Origin of the sequence: Williamsia maris (genome assembly GCF_024171815.1) — a bacterium.
GTDB lineage: Bacteria > Actinomycetota > Actinomycetes > Mycobacteriales > Mycobacteriaceae > Williamsia_A > Williamsia_A maris.
This window is the reverse complement of sequence record NZ_JAMTCJ010000004.1, coordinates 718,756-741,616: the sequence shown is the minus strand read 5'-3', so window position 1 is coordinate 741,616 and position 22,861 is coordinate 718,756. Positions and strand designations below refer to the sequence as shown.

General features: G+C 70.2%; 21 protein-coding genes. 17 read left to right on the top strand and 4 right to left on the bottom strand.

Features of this window, described 5'->3' with window-relative positions:
* Positions 1–36 precede the first annotated feature (36 nt).
* From cobO to cobA, 3 genes are read left to right on the top strand one after another with little or no spacing between them, the layout of a single operon-like run.
* Complete coding sequence (cobO, locus tag LX13_RS22105) at positions 37–651, top strand: cob(I)yrinic acid a,c-diamide adenosyltransferase (protein ID WP_253663443.1); 615 nt, start codon at positions 37–39, stop codon at positions 649–651.
* Positions 645–2,126, top strand: coding sequence for a cobyrinic acid a,c-diamide synthase CobB (locus LX13_RS22100; protein WP_253663442.1), 1,482 nt, complete (start codon positions 645–647; stop codon positions 2,124–2,126). Before cobO ends, LX13_RS22100 begins: the two co-directional genes overlap by 7 nt.
* Entirely contained in the window at positions 2,107–3,375 is a 1,269-nt protein-coding gene (gene cobA, locus LX13_RS22095; RefSeq protein WP_253663441.1) for a uroporphyrinogen-III C-methyltransferase, read from the top strand. The genes LX13_RS22100 and cobA overlap by 20 nt, the downstream gene beginning before the upstream one ends.
* A gap of 24 nt (positions 3,376–3,399) precedes the next feature.
* Here the strand turns inward: cobA and yaaA are convergent, their stop codons facing one another.
* Positions 3,400–4,143: a peroxide stress protein YaaA gene (yaaA, locus tag LX13_RS22090; protein WP_253663440.1), complete on the bottom strand. Its 744-nt coding sequence runs from the start codon at positions 4,141–4,143 to the stop codon at positions 3,400–3,402.
* 90 nt (positions 4,144–4,233) lie between these two features.
* Between yaaA and LX13_RS22085 the strand changes: the two genes are divergently transcribed.
* Positions 4,234–5,970, top strand: a complete 1,737-nt coding sequence (locus LX13_RS22085; protein WP_253663439.1) for a proline--tRNA ligase — start codon at positions 4,234–4,236, stop codon at positions 5,968–5,970.
* Here LX13_RS22085 and LX13_RS22080 read toward each other — a convergent pair.
* Entirely contained in the window at positions 5,947–6,384 is a 438-nt protein-coding gene (locus tag LX13_RS22080) for a ferritin-like domain-containing protein (protein ID WP_253663438.1), read from the bottom strand. The two genes, LX13_RS22085 and LX13_RS22080, sit on opposite strands and share 24 nt — an antisense overlap.
* Positions 6,381–6,989 carry a hypothetical protein gene (locus LX13_RS22075; RefSeq protein ID WP_253663437.1) on the bottom strand — a complete coding sequence of 203 codons (609 nt, stop codon included), beginning with the start codon at positions 6,987–6,989 and terminating at the stop codon, positions 6,381–6,383. Before LX13_RS22075 ends, LX13_RS22080 begins: the two co-directional genes overlap by 4 nt.
* Positions 6,990–7,195: 206 nt before the next feature.
* Between LX13_RS22075 and rimP the strand changes: the two genes are divergently transcribed.
* From rimP to truB, 10 genes are all read left to right on the top strand, one after another.
* On the top strand, positions 7,196–7,753 hold the full coding sequence (gene rimP / locus LX13_RS22070) for a ribosome maturation factor RimP (protein ID WP_253663436.1): 558 nt from the start codon (positions 7,196–7,198) through the stop codon (positions 7,751–7,753).
* Positions 7,750–8,778 carry a transcription termination factor NusA gene (gene nusA / locus LX13_RS22065; protein ID WP_253663435.1) on the top strand — a complete coding sequence of 343 codons (1,029 nt, stop codon included), beginning with the start codon at positions 7,750–7,752 and terminating at the stop codon, positions 8,776–8,778. The genes rimP and nusA overlap by 4 nt, the downstream gene beginning before the upstream one ends.
* 4 nt (positions 8,779–8,782) lie before the next feature.
* Positions 8,783–9,157, top strand: a complete 375-nt coding sequence (locus tag LX13_RS22060) for a YlxR family protein (protein ID WP_308214780.1) — start codon at positions 8,783–8,785, stop codon at positions 9,155–9,157.
* Between the two features lie 195 nt (positions 9,158–9,352).
* Positions 9,353–12,223 carry a translation initiation factor IF-2 gene (infB, locus tag LX13_RS22055; RefSeq protein WP_253663433.1) on the top strand — a complete coding sequence of 957 codons (2,871 nt, stop codon included), beginning with the start codon at positions 9,353–9,355 and terminating at the stop codon, positions 12,221–12,223.
* Between the two features lie 115 nt (positions 12,224–12,338).
* The gene (rbfA, locus tag LX13_RS22050) at positions 12,339–12,809 is read left to right on the top strand and encodes a 30S ribosome-binding factor RbfA (protein ID WP_253663432.1); all 471 of its coding nucleotides are present in this window, start codon (positions 12,339–12,341) and stop codon (positions 12,807–12,809) included.
* Between the two features lie 66 nt (positions 12,810–12,875).
* Positions 12,876–13,841, top strand: a complete 966-nt coding sequence (locus LX13_RS22045; RefSeq protein ID WP_253663431.1) for a DHH family phosphoesterase — start codon at positions 12,876–12,878, stop codon at positions 13,839–13,841.
* On the top strand, positions 13,838–15,187 hold the full coding sequence (locus LX13_RS22040; RefSeq protein WP_253663430.1) for an MATE family efflux transporter: 1,350 nt from the start codon (positions 13,838–13,840) through the stop codon (positions 15,185–15,187). Before LX13_RS22045 ends, LX13_RS22040 begins: the two co-directional genes overlap by 4 nt.
* Positions 15,188–15,293: 106 nt before the next feature.
* Positions 15,294–16,268 (top strand): metallophosphoesterase family protein, encoded by a 975-nt coding sequence (locus LX13_RS22035; RefSeq protein WP_253663429.1) that lies wholly within the window; start codon positions 15,294–15,296, stop codon positions 16,266–16,268.
* Positions 16,265–16,918: a 4'-phosphopantetheinyl transferase family protein gene (locus tag LX13_RS22030; RefSeq protein ID WP_253663428.1), complete on the top strand. Its 654-nt coding sequence runs from the start codon at positions 16,265–16,267 to the stop codon at positions 16,916–16,918. Before LX13_RS22035 ends, LX13_RS22030 begins: the two co-directional genes overlap by 4 nt.
* A gap of 14 nt (positions 16,919–16,932) precedes the next feature.
* Positions 16,933–17,853, top strand: a complete 921-nt coding sequence (gene truB / locus LX13_RS22025) for a tRNA pseudouridine(55) synthase TruB (RefSeq protein WP_253663427.1) — start codon at positions 16,933–16,935, stop codon at positions 17,851–17,853.
* Positions 17,854–17,905: 52 nt separating this feature from the next.
* Here truB and LX13_RS22020 read toward each other — a convergent pair whose 3' ends face one another.
* Entirely contained in the window at positions 17,906–18,640 is a 735-nt protein-coding gene (locus LX13_RS22020; protein ID WP_253663426.1) for a metal-dependent transcriptional regulator, read from the bottom strand.
* A 97-nt stretch (positions 18,641–18,737) separates the two neighbouring features.
* On the opposite strand from LX13_RS22020, the gene LX13_RS22015 reads away from it, so the two are divergent.
* The 3 genes from LX13_RS22015 (at position 18,738) to LX13_RS22005 (ending at position 22,858) form a co-directional block, all read left to right on the top strand.
* Positions 18,738–19,730 (top strand): bifunctional riboflavin kinase/FAD synthetase, encoded by a 993-nt coding sequence (locus tag LX13_RS22015; protein ID WP_253663425.1) that lies wholly within the window; start codon positions 18,738–18,740, stop codon positions 19,728–19,730.
* A 155-nt stretch (positions 19,731–19,885) separates the two neighbouring features.
* Positions 19,886–20,155, top strand: coding sequence for a 30S ribosomal protein S15 (gene rpsO, locus LX13_RS22010; protein WP_253663424.1), 270 nt, complete (start codon positions 19,886–19,888; stop codon positions 20,153–20,155).
* A 432-nt stretch (positions 20,156–20,587) separates the two neighbouring features.
* Complete coding sequence (locus LX13_RS22005; RefSeq protein ID WP_253663423.1) at positions 20,588–22,858, top strand: polyribonucleotide nucleotidyltransferase; 2,271 nt, start codon at positions 20,588–20,590, stop codon at positions 22,856–22,858.
* Positions 22,859–22,861 lie beyond the last annotated feature (3 nt).

Sequence of the window (22,861 nt, the reverse complement as noted above, 5' to 3'; positions counted from 1 at the left end):
GTTCACGACCGGACACCTATCGAGAGGAGTACGACTGTGCCGCAAGGAGTTCCCGCCGTCGTACCCGACGACGGTCTGACCACCCGCCAACGCCGCAACAGTGCGCTGCTCGCCGTCCACACCGGCGACGGCAAGGGGAAGTCGACCGCCGCGTTCGGCATGGCCATGCGCGCCTGGAACGCCGGCCTCGACATCGGCGTGTTCCAGTTCGTCAAGAACGCCAAGTGGAAGGTCGGCGAGGAGACCGCGATGACCGCGCTCGGCGAGCTGCACGACCGGACCGGACAGGGCGGGCCGGTGCAGTGGCACAAGATGGGCTCGGGTTGGTCCTGGATCCGGCACGGCGACGCCGAGACCGACCATGCCGAGCAGGCCCGCGAGGGGTGGACCGAGATCGCCCGCCGGCTCCGTGCGGAGACACACGACTTCTACGTCCTCGACGAGTTCACCTACCCGCTCGGCTGGGGCTGGATCGACCTCGACGAGGTCCTCGACGCCCTCGCCGAACGCCCCGGCAAACAACACGTCGTCATCACCGGTCGGCGGGCGCCCGAGGGCCTCGTCGCCGCCGCGGACCTCGTCACCGACATGACCAAGACCAAGCATCCGATGGACGCAGGACGCAAGGGACAGAAGGGAATCGAATGGTGACACCCGCGATCCCCACCGTGGTCGTCGCCGCGCCCGCATCGGGCAGCGGCAAGACCACCGTCGCGACCGGACTGATCGGGGCGCTCTCACGTGCCGGACACCGGGTGGCCCCGTTCAAGGTGGGCCCCGACTTCATCGATCCCGGCTACCACGCGGTCGCCGCCGGTCGTCCCGGACGCAATCTCGACCCGAACCTCGTCGGTCCCGACCGCGTCGCACCGCTGTTCGCCGCCGGGTGCGCGGGTGCCGACTTCGCCGTCGTCGAGGGCGTCATGGGCCTGTTCGACGGCAGGATCATCGACGACGATCTGGACGGGACGGGTACCGGCCCCGCACTCGGATCCACCGCGCACGTCGCGGCGCTCATCGGCGCCCCGGTCATCGTCGTCGTCGATGCATCGGGACACAGTCAGACCCTGGCGGCGATCCTGCACGGCCTGCGCAGCTTCGACCCGTCGGTCGACATCTGCGGCGTCATCCTCAACCGCGTGGGATCACCCCGCCACGAACACGTGCTGCGACAGGCGTGCGACCGCGTCGGCCTGCCGGTGTTCGCCGTGCTGGGCCGGGCCACCGAACTGGTCGTGCCCTCGCGCCACCTCGGGCTGATCCCGGCCGTCGAACACGGGGGAGCGGCGCGCACCGCCGTCGACGCGATGGCCCAACTGGTCTCCGCCACAGCCGATCTCCCCGCCGTGGTCGCCGCCGGCCGCGCCCGCCGGGCGATGTTGGGGCCGGTGTGGTCGGCCGCCGAGGAGGTTGCCGTCGCGCGGGCCCGCGCCGACGTCCGTGCGCCACGACGACCCATCCGGGTCGCGGTGGCCGGTGGCGCCGCGTTCACCTTCAGCTACGCCGAGCACGCCGAGCTGCTGGCAGCCGCCGGAGCCGAGGTGGTCGCCTTCGATCCGCTGCAGGACGGCCTGCCCGAGGGGTCCGACGCGGTCATCGTCGGTGGAGGGTTCCCCGAGGAACACGTGCACACCCTCGCCGCCAACGTCGGACTGCTCGACCAACTCCGCGCGCACGCCGACGCGGGCCGACCGATCCACGCCGAGTGCGCGGGCCTGCTCTATCTGGCCCGTGACCTCGACGGCCACACCATGGCCGACGTGCTCCCGGTTCGGGGGCACTTCGGCCCGTCGCTGACGCTGGGCTACCGCGACGCCGTCGCGCTCGCGGACTCCACGGTCTTCACCGCGGGCGCCCGGATCACCGGACACGAGTTCCACCGCAGCGTCGTCGAGCCGATCGGGCCCGCACAGGCCGCCTGGGGATGGCGACGTGTCGGGACGTCGATGACCGACGGTGTCATCGCGGGGTCGGTGCACGCCTCCTACCTGCACACCCACCCGGCGGGTGCGCCCGAGTCCGTTGTCCGACTGGTCGATTCCGCCGCCGCGGTGACCGGCGAGGCGGAATTGGTCCCCGGACACACCTCGTCGGTACGGTCTACGCATGTCCGCACCCACCCCTGACGACCCGGCCGTGGCCGACGGGTCCGGCGACGACCACTACCTGGTCGGCCTCGACCTGCGGGGGCGACGTGTCGTCCTCATCGGCGGGGGATCGGTCGTCACGCGTCGGCTCGGCACCCTCTCGGCCAGTGGCGCCGACATCCACGTCATCGCGATCGACCCGACGCCGACCGTCGAGTCGTTCCCCGGCATCACCGTCGAGCGCCGCGCCTACCGCGACGGTGACCTCGACGGCGCCTGGTACGCGCTCGCCTGCACCGACGACGCCGAGGTGAACGCCGCGGTGGTCGCCGAGGCCGAGCGTCGGCGGATCTTCTGCGTCCGCGCCGACGACGCCCGCCACGGCAGCGCCGTCACCCCGGCGTCGATCCAGCACGACCGCCTCAACATCGGGGTGCTCGCCTCGGGCGACCACCGACGTTCGGCCCGCATCCGCTCGGAGATCGGCCAGGGGCTCATCGACGGGACCCTGGGCACCGCGGTCCCGGGGACCTATCCGGCCGGCGTCGCGCTCGTCGGCGGCGGCCCGGGCGATCCGGAACTGATCACCGTCCGTGGCCGCCGGCTCCTCGCCGCGGCCGACGTGGTCGTCGCCGACCGCCTCGCACCGCCCGCGCTGCTCGCCGAGTTGGCGCCGTGGGTGGAGATCATCGACGCCGCGAAGGTGCCCTACGGCCGCGCCATGAAGCAGGAGGCGATCAACCAGGCGTTGATCGACCACGCGCGGGCCGGGAAGTTCGTGGTCCGTCTCAAGGGCGGTGACCCGTATGTCTATGGCCGCGGTTTCGAGGAACTGGCCGCGTGCGTACAGGCCGGAGTCGCGGTGACCGTCGTCCCCGGCATCACCAGCGCCATCGCCGCCCCCGCCGCGGCCGGGATCCCGGTGACCCACCGCGGGGTGACCCACGAGGTCGTCATCGTCTCCGGTCACCTGCGGCCCGGACACCCCGACTCGCTCATCGACTGGCCTGCCCTCGCTCGGCTGCGGGGCACCATCGTGCTGATGATGGCGGTCGAGCGGCTCGAGGAGTTCACGGCCGCGCTCATCGAGGGCGGCCGTGACCCGCAGACCCCGGTGGCGATCATCGAGCACGCGTCGATGCCCACCCAGCGGAGCGTCACCGCCGATCTCGCCACGGCCGGCGACACAGCCCGTGCGCAGGACATCCGACCGCCCGCGATCGTCGTGATCGGCGAGGTCGCCGCGTTCGACGCACTGACCGGGTCCCTGGGCCGGGTCTCGGCCTGACCGTCTCCCGCATCCGCGACGACCTCAGTCGGTGAGGATGACCAGTTCGGTCGCCGAGGCGATCTCGGTGCGCTGACCGCCGTCGGACACCACGGCGGCGAGCGAGTCGATGTCGCGGACCCGCTTGCGGGTCGTCACCAACGACCGCGCCATCACACCCTTGTAATGTTTGTTGAAATGGCTGACCACGCTGCGTGATCCGTCTGCGGCCTCGGTCAGCACGGTCACGTCCATGGCGCCGGGGATCGGACCCAACGCGCGGTAGCCGCCCGACCGCAGGTCGACCACGACCTCGTCGTCGAGGTCGGCCAGAGCATCGGTCAGATCCGGCTTCCACTGCGCCGCCAGCGTTCCCATCCCGGGCAGCTTCGATCCCGACGACAATCGGTAGGCCGGGATCAGATCGCGGGCCCGCACGACCCCGAACAGCGCGGATCCCACCGCCAGCCGCTCGTCGGCCTTGGTGCGCGACGCCCGGGTCAGGCCCCCGACGCCGAGGGCGTCGTAGAGCACCCCGGTGTACCGCTCGATGGCCGGTCGGGTCGGCGAGGTCCACAGCGCCGCGTTGCGGTCGACCTCGGCGAGTTGCCGCTGACCGAGACCCAGGACCGTCGCGCTGCGGGCCGGGTCACCGGCCAACTCCACCAGTGCCGTCGCTATGCGCTCGCGGACCGCCGTCAGTGACGGGAACGACAGCGTCGCCAGGTCCAGCGGGGCGCCACGCCCGCCGTCGGACTTGGTCTCCGAGGGCGGCAGAACGATGAGCACAGACGTTGACGGTAGTGCGCCCGTCCCCACGGCCCCCACCCGAGGGACGGCGGGGGACGACAGGGCAGCCGACCACTAGGGTTGGCGTTCGTGATCACCCGCATGTCGAACCTGTTCGTCCGCACTCTCCGTGACGATCCCGCGGACGCCGAGCTGCCCAGTCACAAGCTGTTGGTGCGCGCCGGCTACATCCGCCGCGTCGCCCCCGGCGTCTACAGCTGGTTGCCGCTGGGACTCAAGGTGTTGCGTCGTGTGGAGGCGGTGGTGCGCGAGGAGATGGACGCCATGGGCGGCCAGGAGATCTCGTTGCCCGCACTGCTCCCGCGTGACCCGTACGAGGTGACCCATCGGTGGTCCGACTACGGCGACGACCTCTTCCGGCTCAAGGACCGTCGCGGCGTGGACATGCTGCTCGGACCGACCCACGAGGAGCTGTTCGCCCTGCTGGTCAAGGGGGAGTACACCTCCTACAAGGATCTCCCCGTCACCCTGTACCAGATCCAGAACAAGTACCGGGACGAGGCGCGACCCCGCGCGGGCATCCTCCGCGGTCGGGAGTTCCTCATGAAGGACTCGTACTCGTTCGACCTCGACGACGCAGGCGCCAAGGTCTCCTACGCGAGCCACCGCGACGCCTACCAGCGCATCTTCGCCCGCCTGGGTATCCGTTACGTCATCGTCGCTGCGACGTCGGGTGCGATGGGCGGCAGCGCGTCCGAGGAGTTCCTGGCCGAGAGCAGCAACGGCGAGGACACCTACGTCCGGTCCACCGAGTCGGGTTACGCGGCCAACGTGGAGGCGGTCTTCACGCCCGCGCCTGCGCCCGTGCCGACCGACGGACTGCCCGCCGCCACCGTGCACGAGACGGGATCGACACCCACCATCGCGACGCTCGTCGACTGGGCGAACTCCGCCCTCGACCATCCGGTCACCGCCGCCGACACCCTGAAGAACATCCTGGTCAAGGTGCACCACCCGGCGGGGGAGACCGAGATCATCGGGATCGGCATCCCCGGTGACCGTGACGTGGACATGAAGCGACTCGAGGCATCCTTCGAACCCGCCACGGTCGAGCTGCTCGACCAGGCCGATTTCGACGCCAACCCGTTCCTGGTCAAGGGGTACATCGGCCCGAACGGGCTGCTGCACAACGGCGCCCGCTACCTCGTCGACCCGCGCGTCGCCGACGGCACCAGCTGGATCACCGGCGCCGACGAGGCGGGTAAGCACGTCGTCGGTCTGGTCGCGGGCCGCGACTTCGTCGCCGACGGCACGATCGAGGCCGCCGAGGTCCGCGACGGCGACCCCTCGCCCGACGGCAAGGGCACCCTGGTGGCCGCCCGCGGTATCGAGATCGGCCACATCTTCGCCCTGGGCACCAAGTACACCGACGCGTTCGGCGTCGACGTGCTCGGCGAGAACGGGAAACCGGTCCGACTCATCCAGGGGTCCTACGGGGTCGGGGTGTCCCGCCTGGTCGGGGTCATCGCCGAGCAGACCCTCGACGAGAAGGGCCTGGCGTGGCCGAAGTCGGTCGCGCCGTTCGACGTTCACGTCGTGATCGCGAACAAGGACGCCGGCGCGGCCGACGGTGCGCTGGAGATCGCGCAGAACCTCGACGCCTCCGGTCTGTCGGTCCTGCTCGACGACCGCAAGGCGTCGCCGGGCGTTAAGTTCAAGGACTCCGAACTGCTGGGCATGCCCACGGTGGTGGTCGTCGGCCGTGGTTTCGCCGACGGACTGGTCGAGGTGCGCGACCGTGCGACCGGTGAGGTCACCGAGGTCGGGCTCGACGCCGTCGGATCAGCGGTTGCCGGTACCCGGTAGCGCCACGGTGGACGGGGAGACCCGGAGGACCAGGCGCCACGCCGCCGCCCGGCGCGCGCTGTCGGTGAGCCCGCCCAGCCCGGCCCGGCGCTGCGGGTCGGAGTCGGCGCGCTCCAGCAGTGACCGGTGCGCCCGCGCGCAGTCCTCCTCGGCGACCAGCACGGCCCGGATCGCGGTGATCGGGTCGGTGACCGCCACCGGGATGACGTACCCCGGCGCGGATGCGGGTGCGGTACCGCCGGCCGCGACGATCAGACCCTCGAGTTCGTCGCGGCGCGAACGGTGTTCGGCGGTGAAGTCGTCGATGTCGGATCGCCGCGTCGTCGAGGCGTAGGCCACGGCCACGCCGTAGACGAACACGGCGGCGTTCTCGGAATCGATCGCGGCACCCAGGCCGTCGGTGGCGGTGCTCATCCGAGCTGCACCTCCACCTGGGCGTTGCATGCGGCGGCGATCGAGCCGAGCATCCCCGCGCGGTAGCCGCTCATGCCCACGGCCAGATCCCCGGTCGACGACGCGGCCGAGGCCAGTCGTTCCCGCAGCTGGTCGACGGTCGTGACCGCGGGCTCGGTGGGTGCGGCGGGTGCACCCGATGTCGGCGTGGCGCCGGAGGCGGGCACGGAGGCCGCCGCCACCCCGGAGGACGTACTCGGGCGGGCGAGATCGGGCGCGAGCCGGGCGATCTCGTCGTTGATGGTGGTGGCGTGCGTCTCACGTTCGGACGCGATCACGGCCAGCGCAGCGGACCGGTCCGGATTGCGCGCGCCGAGTGTCCGTGCCGCGGCCGCGTCGTCGGACGCGGTGAGCGACAGCGGAGCGAGCTGTTCGGCGATGCGGGTCGACTCACTGATCCCCGAGCCGCTGCCGCAGGCCGCGAGAACCGTGCCGGTCGCGGCGAGACCGCCGGTCACGGTTGCGGTGCGCACCAGCATCGAGCGGCGACTGATGGGTCGCGCGATGCGCGGGCGGAGGGGATGGGCCGCGACGGTGGGCCCGGGACGTGGCTGCGCGATGGTCACAGCCGCAATAGTGCCACCGCGCGCCCGCGTCGTTCGCGCCAGGCGACACCGTTCTCGGCCTGCGGCCGATCGCCGATGGCGGGATCGGCGCCGTGCGGGGGGTAAACTCCTGGGGCACCGCAGCGGCCCGCGGCGGGCGGATCCGGGTATCGCCGGGTCGCCCACGCGGTGAGCACCGTGAGACAACTACAGACGAGGAGGCCCAGATGTCCGGCGACACCGAGGCGATCACCGTCCTGATCTCACCCGTCGTGCACGCGCAGGGTTTCGACCTCGAAGAGGTCATCGTCCACCGATCCGGCGACCGCAGTGTGGTCCGCATCCTGGTCGATCGCGACAACGGGACCGAGCTCGACGTGTTGGCCGACCTGAGTCGCGAGATCTCCGCTGTCGTCGACGACGCCCCCCAGCCGATCCTGGGAGCGCTGGCCTACACCCTCGAGGTCACCTCGCCGGGAGTGGACCGTCCGCTGACCGCGCCTCGTCACTGGCGACGGGCCCACGGCCGCAAGGTCATCGCCCAGATCTCGTCGGGTGGCGCGGCCGATTCCCCGACCGAGAAGGTCGCGGGGCGCATCGGGCGACTGAACGAGGACGAGACGGTCGTCGACCTGGTGATCACCCACGGCGGACGCAGCGACGTCCGCCGGGTGGACCTGGCCGATGTCGCGTCCGCGGTGGTGCAGGTGGACTTCGGAGGGCCCAGTGCCGACGAACGCGAGCTGTGCGGACTGCTGGAGAAGAACGTGAAAGGAAACACATGAACATCGACATCGCCGCACTGCGCATGATCGAGGCCGACAAGGGCATCCCGGCCGACACGGTCATCACGGCGATCGAGACCGCCCTGATCACCGCCTACCGCCACACCGACGGCTATGCGCCGCACGCGCGCATCGACGTCAACCGCAAGTCGGGGGAGGTGCGCGTGATGGCGCAGACCCGCGACGAGAACGACCAGCTCATCTCCGAATGGGACGACACCCCCGAGGGCTTCGGGCGTATCGCGGCCACCACCGCCCGCCAGGTCATCCTGCAGCGGCTGCGGGACGCGGAGAACGAGAAGAACTTCGGCGACTTCGTCACCCACGAGGGCGAGATCGTCGGTGGTGTCGTGCAGCAGGACTCGCGCGCCAACGCCCGGGGTCTGATCATTGTCCGCATCGGCAGCGAGGCGACCGGTACCGAAGGCGTGCTCCCGTCGGCCGAGCAGGTCCCCGGTGAGACCTATGTCCACGGCGACCGGATCAAGTGCTACGTCGTCGGTGTCGCACGAGGTGCCCGCGGTCCGCAGATCACGCTCTCGCGCACCCATCCGAACCTGGTGCGCAAGCTGTTCTCACTCGAGGTCCCCGAGATCGAGGACGGATCGGTCGAGATCATCGCGGTCGCCCGCGAGGCCGGTCACCGGTCCAAGATCGCGGTGCACACCCGCGTGTCCGGTCTCAACGCCAAGGGTGCGTGCATCGGCCCGATGGGCCAGCGGGTGCGCAACGTGATGCGCGAGCTCAGCGACGAGAAGATCGACATCATCGACTACGCGCCCGACCCCGCGGTGTTCGTCGGCAACGCGCTGTCGCCGTCGAAGGTGGTCTCGGTGACGGTCATCGACCCGGTGGCCAAGGCCGCCCGCGTCGTCGTGCCCGATTACCAGCTGTCGCTCGCGATCGGCAAGGAAGGTCAGAACGCCCGGTTGGCGGCCCGGCTGACCGGATGGCGGATCGACATCCGGTCCGACGCCGAGGCGCCCGTGGAGGCGTCCGCCGACGCGGCGGAGAGCCCCTCCTGAACCGATGCCGGTGCGTCGCGACACGGCCCGTCGGGCTCTTGTCGTCGGCGATTTGCGGTGGGCGGTAGACTCTTCGATGGTAGAAAAAGCGCTGACGACCACCGGTCCCGTGCGAACGTGCATCGGCTGTCGGCAACGTGCCGCGATCGCAGAACTCGTGCGGGTCGCGGCGGCAGCAGAGCACGGTGCGACGGTCGCCACGATCGACCGCACCTCGACCATGCCGGGTCGGGGCGCCTGGCTGCATCACGATCCCGATTGTCTTCGGGCCGCGATGCGGCGGAAGGCGTTCGGTCCGGCGCTCAGGGTGCCAGGACTCGTGGTGGACGCCGACGTTCTCGAACGTGAGATGACGGCCGGACACCCACCGGGCGCGTAGGAAACCGATCGCGATGCGATCGGGGTGTGAGCCGGTCACAGACGTGACCGGTCGAGAGCGGGGGACTCAACAGTCCCTCCGCAGAACGGGTGGCAGAAGACATGAGCACACCGTGAAGTTCCCACGATGAGCACGTTTCTAACGTAATCCGAGGTCGCAGCGGGCAGCCCGCTCGACCTCCAAGTGAGGAGAGCAGTGGCAGGCAAGGCCCGCGTGCACGAGTTGGCAAAAGAACTCGGCGTCACGAGCAAAGAAGTCCTGGCTCGCTTGAGCGAGCAAGGCGAATTCGTCAAGTCGGCATCGTCGACGGTGGAGGCCCCGGTCGCACGACGACTGCGTGAGTCCTACCCCGCCGAGAAGGCCGCCGCACCCGCGTCGGCGTCCCCGGCACCCGCATCCAACGGTTCGACCGGCGCCGCGCCCACCCCGGGCGGCACCCGTCCGTCGCCGGCCAAGCCCGGCGCCCGCAAGCCCGCGGCACCGGCGGCCCCGACCCCGGCTGCGCCCACACCGAGCGCACCGGCCCCGGCCGCACCCGCAGCCCCGACACCGGCGGCTCCGACCCCGGCCGCGGCCGAGGCGACCCCCGCACCGGCCCCGAGCGCTCCCGCGCCGACGCCCGCACCGGCCGCTCCGGCTCCGCAGGCCCCCGCGGCCTCGGCCGATGCGCCGGCCGCACCCACCCCGGGTGCTGCTCGTCCCGGCCCGGCCGGACCGAAGCCGGGCCCGAAGCCTCCCCGCGTCGGCAACAACCCGTACTCATCGGCGCCCGCGCCCCGGCCGGCCGCTCGACCCGCTCCGGGTCAGGGTGCAGCCCCGGCTCGTCCGGGTGCAGGTCGACCGGCCGCAGGTCCCGGCGGTCCCCGCCCGGCCCCCGGTGCCGGTGGACCCCGTCCCAGCCCGGGCAGCATGCCTCCCCGCCCCAACCCCGGCGCGATGCCGTCGCGTTCGGCCCGTCCCGCACCCGGTGCGGGCGGTCCCGGTCGCCCCGGTGCCCGTGGCGGTCCCGGCGGTGCCGGTGGCGGTCGTCCCGGTGGCGGCGGCGGTGGATACCGCGGTGGCGGTGCCCCCGGTGGCGCCCCGACCGGTGGTCCTCCCGGTGGCTTCCGCGGTCGTCCCGGCGGCGGCGGAGTCCGTCGCGGTGGCGGTGCCGCAGGTGCGTTCGGTCGCCCCGGTGGTGCGCCCCGCAAGGGCCGCAAGTCCAAGCGCCAGAAGCGCCAGGAATACGACTCGATGCAGGCGCCCGCCGTCGGCGGCGTCCGGTTGCCCCACGGCGACGGTCAGACGATCCGACTGGCGCGCGGTGCGTCGCTGGTCGACTTCGCCGACAAGATCGACGCCAACCCGGCCGCCCTGGTCCAGGCCCTGTTCAACCTCGGCGAGATGGTCACGGCCACCGAGTCGGTGAACGACGAGACGCTGGAGCTGCTCGGCGGCGAGATGAACTACGTCGTGCAGGTCGTCAGCCCGGAGGACGAGGACCGCGAGCTGCTCGACAGCTTCGACCTCACCTACGGCGAGGACGAGGGTGGCGAGGACGATCTCGAGCAGCGTCCGCCGGTGGTGACCGTCATGGGTCACGTCGATCACGGTAAGACGCGACTGCTCGACTCGATCCGTAACGCGACCGTCCGTGAGGGCGAGGCCGGCGGCATCACGCAGCACATCGGTGCGTACCAGGTGCTCACCGAACTCGACGGCAACGAGCGTCTGGTCACGTTCATCGACACCCCCGGTCACGAGGCGTTCACCGCCATGCGCGCCCGTGGTGCGAAGGCCACCGACATCGCGATCCTCGTGGTCGCGGCCGACGACGGCGTCATGCCGCAGACGGTGGAGGCCATCAACCACGCGCAGGCGGCCGACGTGCCGATCGTCGTGGCGGTCAACAAGATCGACAAGGAAGGCGCGGATCCGCAGAGGATCCGTTCGCAGCTGACCGAGTACGGCCTGGTCGCCGAGGACTTCGGCGGCGAGACCATGTTCGTCGACATCTCCGCCAAGCAGGGCACGAACATCAACGCCCTGCTCGAAGCGGTGCTGCTGACCGCGGACGCGGCGCTCGATCTGCGCGCCAACCCCGACATGGACGCCCAGGGTGTCGCCATCGAGGCACACCTCGACCGCGGCCGCGGCCCGGTGGCCACCGTGCTGGTGCAGCGCGGAACGCTGCGGGTCGGCGACTCGATCGTGGCGGGCGACGCCTACGGTCGCGTCCGACGCATGGTCGACGAGCACGGTGCCGACGTCACCGAGGGCCTGCCCTCGCGTCCGGTCCAGGTCATCGGTTTCACCTCGGTGCCCGGTGCCGGCGACAACCTGCTGGTCGTCGACGAGGACCGGATCGCCCGTCAGATCGCCGATCGACGCAACGCCCGCAAGCGCAACGCGCTCGCTGCGCGCAGTCGTAAGCGGATCAGCCTCGAGGATCTCGATTCGGCTCTGAAGGAGACCTCGCAGCTGAACCTCATCCTCAAGGGTGACAACTCCGGAACCGTGGAGGCCCTGGAGGAGGCGTTGGTCAACATCGACATCGGCGACGAGGTGACGCTGCGCGTCATCGACCGCGGAGTCGGCGGCGTGACCGAGACCAACGTCAACCTGGCGTCGGCGTCGAACGCGATCATCATCGGGTTCAACGTCCGCGCCGAGGGCAAGGCCACCGAGCTGGCCAACCGCGAGGGTGTCGACATCCGGTACTACTCGGTGATCTACCAGGCGATCGACGAGATCGAGAAGGCCCTCAAGGGCATGCTCAAGCCGATCTACGAAGAGGTCGAGTTGGGCCGTGCGGACATCCGCGCGATCTTCCGCTCGTCCAAGGTCGGCAACATCGCCGGCTGCCTGGTCACGTCGGGCATCATGCGACGCAACGCCAAGGCGCGTCTGCTGCGTGACAACGTCGTGGTGGCCGAGAACCTCACGATCTCGTCGCTCAAGCGTGAGAAGGACGATGCGACCGAGGTGCGCGACGGCTACGAATGTGGTCTGACCATCACCTACGGTGACATCAAGGTCGACGACGTCATCGAGACGTACGAACTGGTGGAGAAAGCGCGCAGCTGACCCTCCCGTTCCGCCGACGCCCGACCGCCCCGGTTCGCCCGGGCCGGTCGGGCGTTTGGTTCACCCAGTGTTCTCGGACAGGAGTCCGGGGCCGACGAAAGACAAGGTGGTTCCCATGGCAGATCCAGCACGCGCACAACGGTTGGCCAAGCGGATCTCGGCGATCGTCGCGTCGGCCATCGCCACCGAGATCAAGGACCCGCGGCTCAACGGGGTCACGATCACCGACACCCGGGTGACCGGCGACCTGCACGACGCCACGGTGTTCTACACGGTGATGGGGGAGTCGCTGTCGGTCCCGCCGGACTACGTCGCCGCGGCCGCCGGGCTGCACCGCGCGACCGGCATCCTGCGGTCGAAGGTCGGTGCGGGTACCGGTGTGCGGTTCACTCCGACCCTGGCGTTCCAGCTCGACACCGTCCTCGACACCGCCCGCGACATGGAGGAACTCCTCGAGCGCACCCGCGTGGCCGACGAGCTGCTCGCCCAGCAGGCGCGCGACGCCGTGCCCGCGGGTGATCCCGATCCCTACAAGGAGCCCGAGTCGCGCGGTCACGATGACCACGACTCCACCGAAGAACGCTGACGACGTGCCAGGATTCGATGATGGGTCACACGGAGCGCACCCGATGAGCACGACCGGGGCTCGTCGATGAGTCAGGCCGTGGCGGGTCCACGGGCACAGGTCGCCCAGATCCTGCGCGAGGCGCAAGCGGTCACCGTGCTGTGTCACGTGCGTCCCGATGCCGACACCATCGGCAGCGGCCTCGCGTTGGCCCTCGCGCTCGACCGCGCGGGCGTCGAGGTGGAGGTCGGGTTCCCCGGACCGTGGTCGCTGCCGGACGCGCTCGGCGCCTTGCCCGGTGCGAAGCTGATCGTCGACCCCACCGAGCTGGTGGGCCACCGCGTCGCGGTGGCGATGGACTGCGCCTCGACCTCGCGCCTCGGTGATCTGGCCGAGCTGATCGAGCGCGCCGATCACGGGGTCGTCATCGACCACCACGCGTCCAACCGCGGCTTCGGCGACGTCAACGTCATCGACCCGTCGGCGGACTGCACCGCCGAACTGGTGCTGGAGTTGCTCGACGACCTCGAGATGCCGATCGACAGCGACATCGCCACCTGCCTGTTCGCCGGCCTGGTCACCGACACCGGGTCGTTCCGATGGGCGCGGGCGGGTGCGCACGAGGTCGCGGCCCGGTTGCTCGAGACCGGGGTCGACGGTCCGGCGTGGACCCGCCTGCTCCTCGACACCCATCAGTTCGGTTGGCTGACGATGGTTTCCGAGGCCCTGCAGTCGGCCGTCCTGGTCCCCGAGGCGTTCTCGGGTGCCGGTCTCGTCTACGCCCTGGTCGGTTTCGAGTGTTCCAAGCAGATCGACTGGGCCGAGGCGGAGAGCGTCATCGACCTCGTCCGTACGGTCGGCGACGCCGAGGTCGCGGTGGTGTTCAAGGAATCCGAGCCCGGGGAGTGGACGGTGTCGATGCGGTCGCGCTCCGACGTCGACCTCGTGCCCCTGGCCCGGACGCAGGGTGGTGGCGGACACCGCCACGCCGCCGGTTTCAGCATCACCGGCTCGGCCACCGAGGTCGTCGAGAAGCTGCTCGCCTCGGTGTGAGCACTCCCGCGGCCGACGCGACGACCGATCCGTCGGCGGTCCCCGGTGTGCGGGCCATCCTGCACCTGACCGTCTCGGCGCTCGCCGTGCTGGTCGCCGAACCGCTGTACCTGATGGAGGACCTCGCGGTCGTCGGTCGCCTCGGTGCCGTGGCGCTGGCCGCGCTCGGCGTCGGTTCGCTGATCCTCGGCGTCGTCAGCACCCAGCTCACCTTCCTGTCCTACGGGACGACGGCCCGATCGGCCCGGCTCTTCGGACGCGGGGACCGCGCGGGTGCCGTCGACGAGGGGATCGCGGCCAGCTGGATCGCGGTCGTCGTCGGGCTCGTGATCGTCGCGGTGATGCAGGTGATCGCCCCCTGGGTGGTGGGCGTCATCGCACCGTCCGGCGGGGTGTCGGGGGAGGCGACGGGCTGGGTCCGGATCGCGGTCTGCGGCGTCCCGCTGATCCTGTTGTCGATGGCGGGCAACGGGTGGATGCGGGGTGTGCAGGACACCCGACGGCCGGTGGTCTACGTCGTCATCGGTCTCGGTGTGAGCGCCGTGATCTGCCCGCTGCTCGTCCACGGACTGCTCGGCTTCCCGGACCTCGGGCTGCACGGGAGCGCGGTCGCCAACCTCGTCGGCCAGTCCATCAGCGGGCTGTTGTTCGCGCAGCGACTCCTGGCGGAGAAGACCTCGGGCGGGCTGCGGCCACGCTGGACGACCATCCGCGCACAGCTGGCGTTGGCCCGCGACCTCATCGTGCGCAGCCTGTCGTTCCAGGTCTGTTTCCTCTCCGCGGCCGCGGTCGCCGCGCGCTTCGGCGTCGCGTCGCTCGCCGCGCACCAACTGGTCCTGCAGCTGTGGAACTTCGTGTCGTTGCTGCTCGACTCGCTGGCCATCGCGGCGCAGTCGCTGGTCGGTGCCGCCCTGGGCGCGAAGGCGATCCCCGGCGCGATCGGGGTGGCCCGCAAGGTGACGGCGATGTCGGTGGCCGCGGCCCTCGCCCTGGTCGCCCTCTTCGCGGCCGGGCAGCCCGTGCTGGCGCGGATCTTCACCGACGACCGCGATGTGCTCGACGCCGTGGTCACCCCGTGGTGGTTCTTCGTCGCGATGCTGCCGGTCGCCGGCGTCGTGTTCGCCCTCGACGGGGTGCTGCTGGGTGGTGGTGACGCGGCCTACCTGCGGACCAGCACCGTTGTGTGCGCACTGGTGGGTTTCCTGCCGATGATCTGGGCCTCGCTGGTGTTCGACTGGGGACTGGCGGGAATCTGGACCGGCCTGTGTCTGTTCATGGTGTTGCGTCTCGTCGCCCTCGTGGCGCGGATGTCCACCGGCCGGTGGACGGCGATCGAGTTGCGCTGAGCCGGGTGCGTACCGGGTCGGTCGGACCCGCCCGGACCGGCCGATACAGTTGACGCCGACGGTGACCGCCCATCCGGGGCGCCCGTCATGGTGGGAAAGGAGACCGGTGGCCACCCTCTGGGCGATCAGCGACCTGCACGTCGGGCATCGCGGGAACGAGGCGATCCTCGACAAGATCCGACCGGAGAGCGACGACGACTGGCTCATCGTGGCCGGCGACGTCGCCGAGCGCACCGACGAGATCGCCGAGACCCTGCGCCGACTCAAGCAACGGTTCTCCACGGTCATCTGGACCCCCGGCAACCACGAGCTCTACACCACCGCGAAGGACCCGCTGCAGATCCACGGCGTCGCACGCTACGACTACCTGGTCGCGAGCTGCCGCGAGCTGCACGTCATCACCCCGGAGGACATCTACCCGCTGTTCGATCCCGGTGACGGCACCCCGCCGGTCCGGGTGGTCCCCATGTTCCTGCTCTACGACTACACCTTCCGGCCGGCCGGGACGACGAACAAGATCCAGGCTCTCGCGGTGGCGCGGGAGAACAACGTCGTCGCGACCGACGAGTTCCTGCTGTCACCGGAGCCGTTCGGGACGCGGGACGCGTGGGGTCGCGACCGGGTCGAACGCACCCGCACACGACTCGATGCCCTCGACCCGAGCGAGCAGACCGTCCTGATCAACCACTGGCCGCTCCGCCGGGAACCCACGGACACGCTGATGTATCCCGAGTTCGCCCTGTGGTGCGGCACCGAGCTCACCCACGACTGGCACACCCGCTACAACGCGGCCTGCGTCGTCTACGGCCACCTGCACATCCCGCGCACCACCTGGTACGACGACATCCGGTTCGAGGAGGTCTCGGTCGGGTACCCGCGCGAGTGGCAACGCCGTGGACTCCCGGATCCGTTGCTGCGCCGGATCACCCCGGACAACGGACTGCGTCCCGACGACCTGCCAGAGCACGGCGCCCGCTTCGAGCTCCCGCCCGACTACCGCGAACGCGCGGCCGAGTTCGCCGAGAACCTCGCGGCCAAGCGCGCCGAGGCCAAGGCCAAGCGTGAGGGTGGGCCCCGATGATCGACCAGGTCCTCCCGCGCGGCGTGGTGGCGGCCGAGGCGTTCGGTGACGACGGCGACGGCGCGCTGCTGCCCGCCGAGGAGTCGTTGGTGGCCCGTGCGGTCGGCAAACGTCGGACCGAGTTCACCACCGCCCGGACACTGGCGCGTCGTGCGCTCGGCGAGTTGGGGGTCGAGCCGGTGCCGATCCTGCGCGGCGACAAGGGCCAACCGCTGTGGCCGCGAGGCATCGTCGGGAGCCTGACGCACTGCGACGGGTACCGGGCCGCGGTGGTGGCCCACAAGTTGGCGCAGCGCTCCCTGGGCATCGACGCCGAACCGCACGGCGAGCTCCCCGAGGGGGTCCTCGACCACGTGAGTCTGCCCGCCGAGCGGGACGTCCTCGCGACCCGACCCGATGGGCTGCACTGGGACCGACTGCTGTTCTGTGCCAAGGAGGCCACCTACAAGGCCTGGTTCCCACTCACCGAACGGTGGCTGGGTTTCGAGGACGCGCACATCACCTTCACGCCGACCGGTCCGGACTCCGGGACGTTCCGCTCGCAGATCCTCATCGACGGTTCGGTCATCGACGGCGGCCCGCCGCTGTCGGTGCTCGACGGGCGGTGGCGGGTCGAGCGCGGTCTCGTCGTCACCACGATCAGCCTGTGAACGGTGACGCGCAGATGAGCACGGAGAACGCGAGCACCGAGAACCGCAGCATCGCGACGGCGGGACTGGTCGTCGTCGACAAGCCCGGGGGCATCACCAGCCACGATGTCGTCGCGCGGTGCCGAAAGGCGTTCAAGACCAGACGCATCGGGCACGCGGGGACCCTGGACCCGATGGCCACCGGGGTGCTCGTGCTCGGCGTCGAGCGCGCCACGAAACTGCTCGGGCTGCTGTCGCTGACCACGAAGTCCTATCAGGCCACCATCCGGCTCGGTGCGTCGTCGGACACCGACGACGCCGAGGGCGTCGTCTCCGAGCGTGCCGACACCACCGGCCTGACCCTCGCGCAGGTGACCGACGCGATCGGCGCCTTCGTCGGCGAGATCGATCAGGTCCCGGCGACGGTCAGTGCGATCAAGGTCGACGGGCAGCGCGCGCACGCCCTGGCGCGGCAGGGAACCGAGTTCGAACTGAACTCCCGTCGGGTGACGGTGACGCGGTTCGACGTCGTCGACCACCGGATCTCCGGCGGGTGGTTCGACCTCGACGTCGTTGTCGACTGCTCGTCGGGAACCTACATCCGTTCGCTCGCACGAGATCTCGGATCCTCGCTGGGTGTCGGCGGACACCTCACCGCGCTGCGTCGCACCGCGGTCGGACCGTTCGACCTCGAGCAGGCCACCCCGCTCGAGCAGATCGAACAGCACGGCGAACTGACCTTCGACATCGACCACGCGGTCGCGGTGGCGTTCCCGCACCGCGTCATCGGCGCCGACGAATCCGAGGCGATCAGTCAGGGCCGCTGGCTCGAACCCGTCGGCATCAAGGGTGTCCACGCGGCGATCGACGAGAACGGGCGGGCCATCGCGCTGCTGCAGGAGAAGGGCAAGCGCTCCGGATCGGTGATGGTGGTGCGGCCCGCGACGCTGCGCTGAGCTGCTGCCGCAGGGCTGAGCTGCGACCGCCGGGGCTGAGCGACCGAAGGGCTCAGGCGCTCCGGCCGGCGACGGGGTCGAGCCAGATGGCGCGGGTGGCGATGTCACCGAGGTCGATGGGCTCGGCGCCCTCCACCGCGACGGCGACCGTACCGGCGAACGGACGCTGCTCGACCACCTCGATGTGGCGGTCGAGTGCGATGCCGACGGAATCGAAGTAGCGCAACATGTCCGGGTCGGTGTCGGCGATGCGTGCGACCCGACCGAGGTCGCCGGGACCGAAGTCCGCGAGCTGACGGGCACTCGACTCGGGGACGGTCCCGTGCAGGTCGGGGATGGGATCGCCGTGCGGGTCGCGGGTCGGGTTGCCGAGCTTGGTGTCGAGGCGCTCCATCAACCGCTCCGAGACGGCGTGTTCGAGGACCTCGGCCTCGTCGTGCACCTCGTCCCAGCCGTATCCGAGTTCGCGGACCAGGAACGTCTCGATCAGACGGTGCCGGCGGACCATGAGCACGGCGGCCGACCGGCCGACCTCGGTCAGCGTCACCGACCCGTAGCGCTCGTGCGACACGAGTCCCTGATCGGCGAGTTTGCGGACGGCCTCGGACACCGTCGACGGCGAGACCGCCAGCTTCTCGGCGAGGAGTTTCGTGGTCACCTTCGTGGCCGACCACTCCTGCGCCGTCCAGATGACCTTCAGATAGTCCTGTGCGACAGCGGACAGTTCGGCGACCGGGATCGTTGCCGCCGGTGCATGACTGCTCGGCGCGCCGTCGGAGGAGGGCATTGTCCGAGCTTAGGTCAGGCTGCCCGATTCTCGGAAAGTACCGGTGCTCACACGGGGAGGTCTGGTCCGGTTCAGCGCACACCCGTAGGCTTGCCCCGTGTTGCGATGGCGAGGGTTGGAGGATATCCCCGCGGGATGGGGCCGATGTGTCGTCACCATCGGGGTGTTCGACGGCGTGCACCGGGGTCACGCACAGCTGATCAAGACCGCAACCTCGGCCGCGGCGAAGCGCGGCGTCCCCGCGGTTCTCATGACGTTCGATCCGCACCCGGCCGAGGTCGTCCGACCGGGCAGCCATCCACCGCAGCTGTCGACCCTGACCCGGCGCGCGGAACTGGCCGAGGAACTCGGCATCGACGTGTTCTGCGTGATGCCGTTCACCCCGGTCCTCGCGGCGCAGACCCCCAAGGACTTCGCCCACGGCGTCCTCGTCGAGGGACTGCACGCCGCCGACGTGGTGGTCGGCGCGAACTTCACCTTCGGCAAGAAGGCGGCGGGCACGGTCGAGGTGCTGACCGACCTCGGTCGAAAGTTCGGCTTCGACGTGCAGGCGGTGTCGCTGCTCGGGGAGGACGGCACCGACGGATCGACCAAGTCCACGGTCACGTTCTCCTCCACCTACATCCGGTCCTGTGTCGCCGCCGGCGACGTGGAGGCCGCGGCCGAGGCGTTGGGCCGACCCCATCGCGTCGAGGGCGTCGTCGTCCGGGGCGACGGTCGCGGACGTGAGCTCGGGTATCCGACCGCCAACGTGGCCCCGCCCATGTACTCGGCCATCCCATCCGACGGCGTCTACGCCGCCTGGTTCACCGTGCTCGGTGCCGGGCCGGTCGTCGGACAGGTCGTGCCGGGGGAGAGCTACCGCGCGGCGGTGTCGGTGGGGTCGAACCCCACGTTCTCCGGGCGGACCCGCACAGTCGAGGCGTTCGTCCTCGACACCAAGGCCGACCTGTACGGCCAGCACGTGGCGGTCGATTTCGTCGGACGCATCCGCGGCATGGAGAAGTTCGACTCGGTCGACGACCTGATCGTGCAGATGGACGACGACGTCGTGCGGACCCGCGCGGTGCTGTCCGACCCCACCGTCTGACCTGCGCCCGCTGATTTGGGCGGGGTGATCGGCGCTGGTAGATTCCCTCGTTGGCGCGCGCTGCGGTTCGCGGTGGCCACGCCCGGGGAGTCGACGACCATGTCGGCCGACTCCCACCCACCAGGACGCGAACATCATCACCAGGAGAATCACACGTGGCACTGACCGTCGATCAGAAGAAGACGATCCTTTCCGAGTACGGCCTGCACGAGACCGACACCGGATCCCCCGAGGCGCAGATCGCGATGCTCACCAAGCGCATCAGCGACCTGACCGAGCACCTCAAGACCCACAAGCACGATCACCACAGCCGTCGCGGACTGCTGCTGCTGGTCGGACGTCGTCGTCGCCTGCTCAAGTACATCGCCAAGGTCGACGTCGCCCGCTACCGCTCGCTGATCGAGCGCCTGGGCCTGCGTCGCTGACCTCCCTGCGTCGCTGACCTCGTAGTACCGGCTCGACCCACATCGTCACCGCGGACCGCGGCACTCCTCGAGTGTCGCGGTCCGCGTCGTTCGCCCCGCGTGCCGCGCGGCGAGCAGGTCCGGGAGTGTCCAGGTGATACCCTCGGCCACGGACCCGATGCCACGAGATGACAATCTCCTCACGCGTGCCCTGCGTTCGCGATCGGTCTTCGGTAGTGGCTGCCGGAACCCATGGGTTTGCCCACACGGTTCCGACCGCTTCGATCGACGGCCGTCGCCGAACCTCCTCCGCCTCCACAGCGCGGACATTCGCACCTGCGGCGATATCACCTCTCGGGCATCGACCCACAGCTCCCGTCCACCTGGACAGGCGCTGATACACCGATGCGCTGCGATCACTCGCGCGCATCGAACGAGAGGAATCACCCACACATGACCGATGTGACAAACGCGCCCGCGGAAGCGGACTTCGACGACGACGTCACCGAAGCCACCGCCGTCATCGACAACGGCAGCTTCGGCACCCGCACCATCCGCTTCGAGACCGGACGTCTCGCGCAGCAGGCCGCCGGCGCCGTCGTCGCCTACCTCGACGACGAGAACATGCTGCTCTCGGCCACCAGCGCCGGGAAGCACCCGAAGGACAACTTCGACTTCTTCCCCCTGACGATCGACGTCGAGGAGCGGATGTATGCCGCCGGCCGCATCCCCGGATCGTTCTTCCGCCGTGAGGGCCGCCCCTCGACCGACGCGATCCTGACCTGTCGCCTCATCGACCGGCCGCTGCGCCCGTCGTTCGTCGACGGACTCCGCAACGAGATCCAGGTCGTCATCACCGTCCTGTCGCTCGACCCGAACGACCTCTACGACGTCGTCGCGATCAACGCCGCCTCGGCGTCCACCCAGCTCGCCGGCCTGCCGTTCTCCGGCCCGGTCGGTGGCGTGCGCGTCGCGCTCATCCCGACCGAGTCCAACCGCGCCGGCCAGTGGGTCGCGTTCCCGACCGTCGAGCAGCTCGAGGGTGCGGTGTTCGACATGGTCGTCGCCGGTCGCATCGTCGGCGAGGGTGACACCGCCGACGTCGCGATCATGATGGTCGAGGCCGAGGCCACCGACAACGTCATCGAGCTCATCTCCGGTGGTGCGCAGGCGCCGACCGAGGCGATCGTCGCCGAGGGCCTCGAGGCCGCCAAGCCGTTCATCGCCGCACTGTGTGAGGCCCAGAAGAGCCTCGCCGCGCAGGCCGCCAAGGCCACCGGCGAGTTCCCGCTCTTCCCGGCCTACCAGCCCGACGCCTACACCGCCGTCGAGTCGGCGGGCAAGGACCGTCTGTCGGAGATCCTGACCATCGCGGGCAAGACCGAGCGCGACGACAAGACCGATGAGCTCAAGGCCGACATCCTCGCGTCGCTCGGCGATCAGTTCGCCGGACGCGAGAAGGAGATCGGCGCGGCGTACCGCTCGCTGACCAAGAAGCTCGTGCGTCAGCGCATCCTGACCGACCACTTCCGCATCGACGGCCGTGGCATCACCGACATCCGGTCGCTCTCGGCCGAGGTCGCGCTGATCCCGCGTGCGCACGGCAGCGCGCTGTTCGAGCGCGGCGAGACCCAGATCATGGGCGTCACCACCCTCGACATGGTCAAGATGGCCCAGCAGATCGACTCGCTCGGGCCCGAGACGTCCAAGCGCTACATGCACCACTACAACTTCCCGCCGTACTCGACCGGTGAGACCGGTCGCGTCGGTTCGCCCAAGCGTCGCGAGATCGGTCACGGAGCGCTCGCCGAGCGTGCGCTCATGCCGGTCCTGCCCAGCGTCGAGGAGTTCCCCTACGCGATCCGTCAGGTCTCCGAGGCGCTGAGCTCCAACGGCTCGACCTCGATGGGTTCGGTCTGTGCCTCGACGATGTCGCTGCTCAACGCCGGTGTGCCGCTCAAGGCCCCCGTCGCGGGTATCGCCATGGGCCTGGTGTCCGACGAGGTCGACGGTGAGACGCGCTACGTCGCACTGACCGACATCCTCGGTGCCGAGGACGCCTTCGGTGACATGGACTTCAAGGTCGCGGGCACCAAGGACTTCGTGACCGCCCTGCAGCTCGACACCAAGCTCGACGGCATCCCGTCCGCCGTGCTGGCCGGCGCGCTCGCGCAGGCCAAGGACGCCCGGACCACCATCCTCGAGGTGATGGCCGAAGCGATCGACGAGCCCGACGAGATGAGCCCCTTCGCTCCTCGCGTCACCACCGTCAAGGTGCCGATCGACAAAATCGGTGAGCTGATCGGGCCCAAGGGCAAGAACATCAACGCGATTACCGAGGAGACCGGCGCCAACATCTCCATCGAGGACGACGGCACCGTGTTCGTCGGAGCCACCGATGGCGTCAAGGCGCAGGCCGCGATCGACCGCATCAACGCGATCGCGAACCCGCAGCTACCCAAGGTCGGCGAGCGGTTCCTCGGAACCGTGGTCAAGACAACGGCTTTCGGCGCCTTCGTGTCGCTGCTGCCGGGTCGTGACGGCCTCGTCCACATCTCGAAGCTGGGTCAGGGCAAGCGCGTCAACAAGGTCGAGGACGTCGTCAACGTCGGCAGCAAGCTCCGCGTGGAGATCGCCGACATCGACGACCGCGGCAAGATCAGCCTCGTGCCGGTCGCCGACACCGAGTCCGAAGACGCGGCTCCGGCCACGGTCGACGCGTAACCG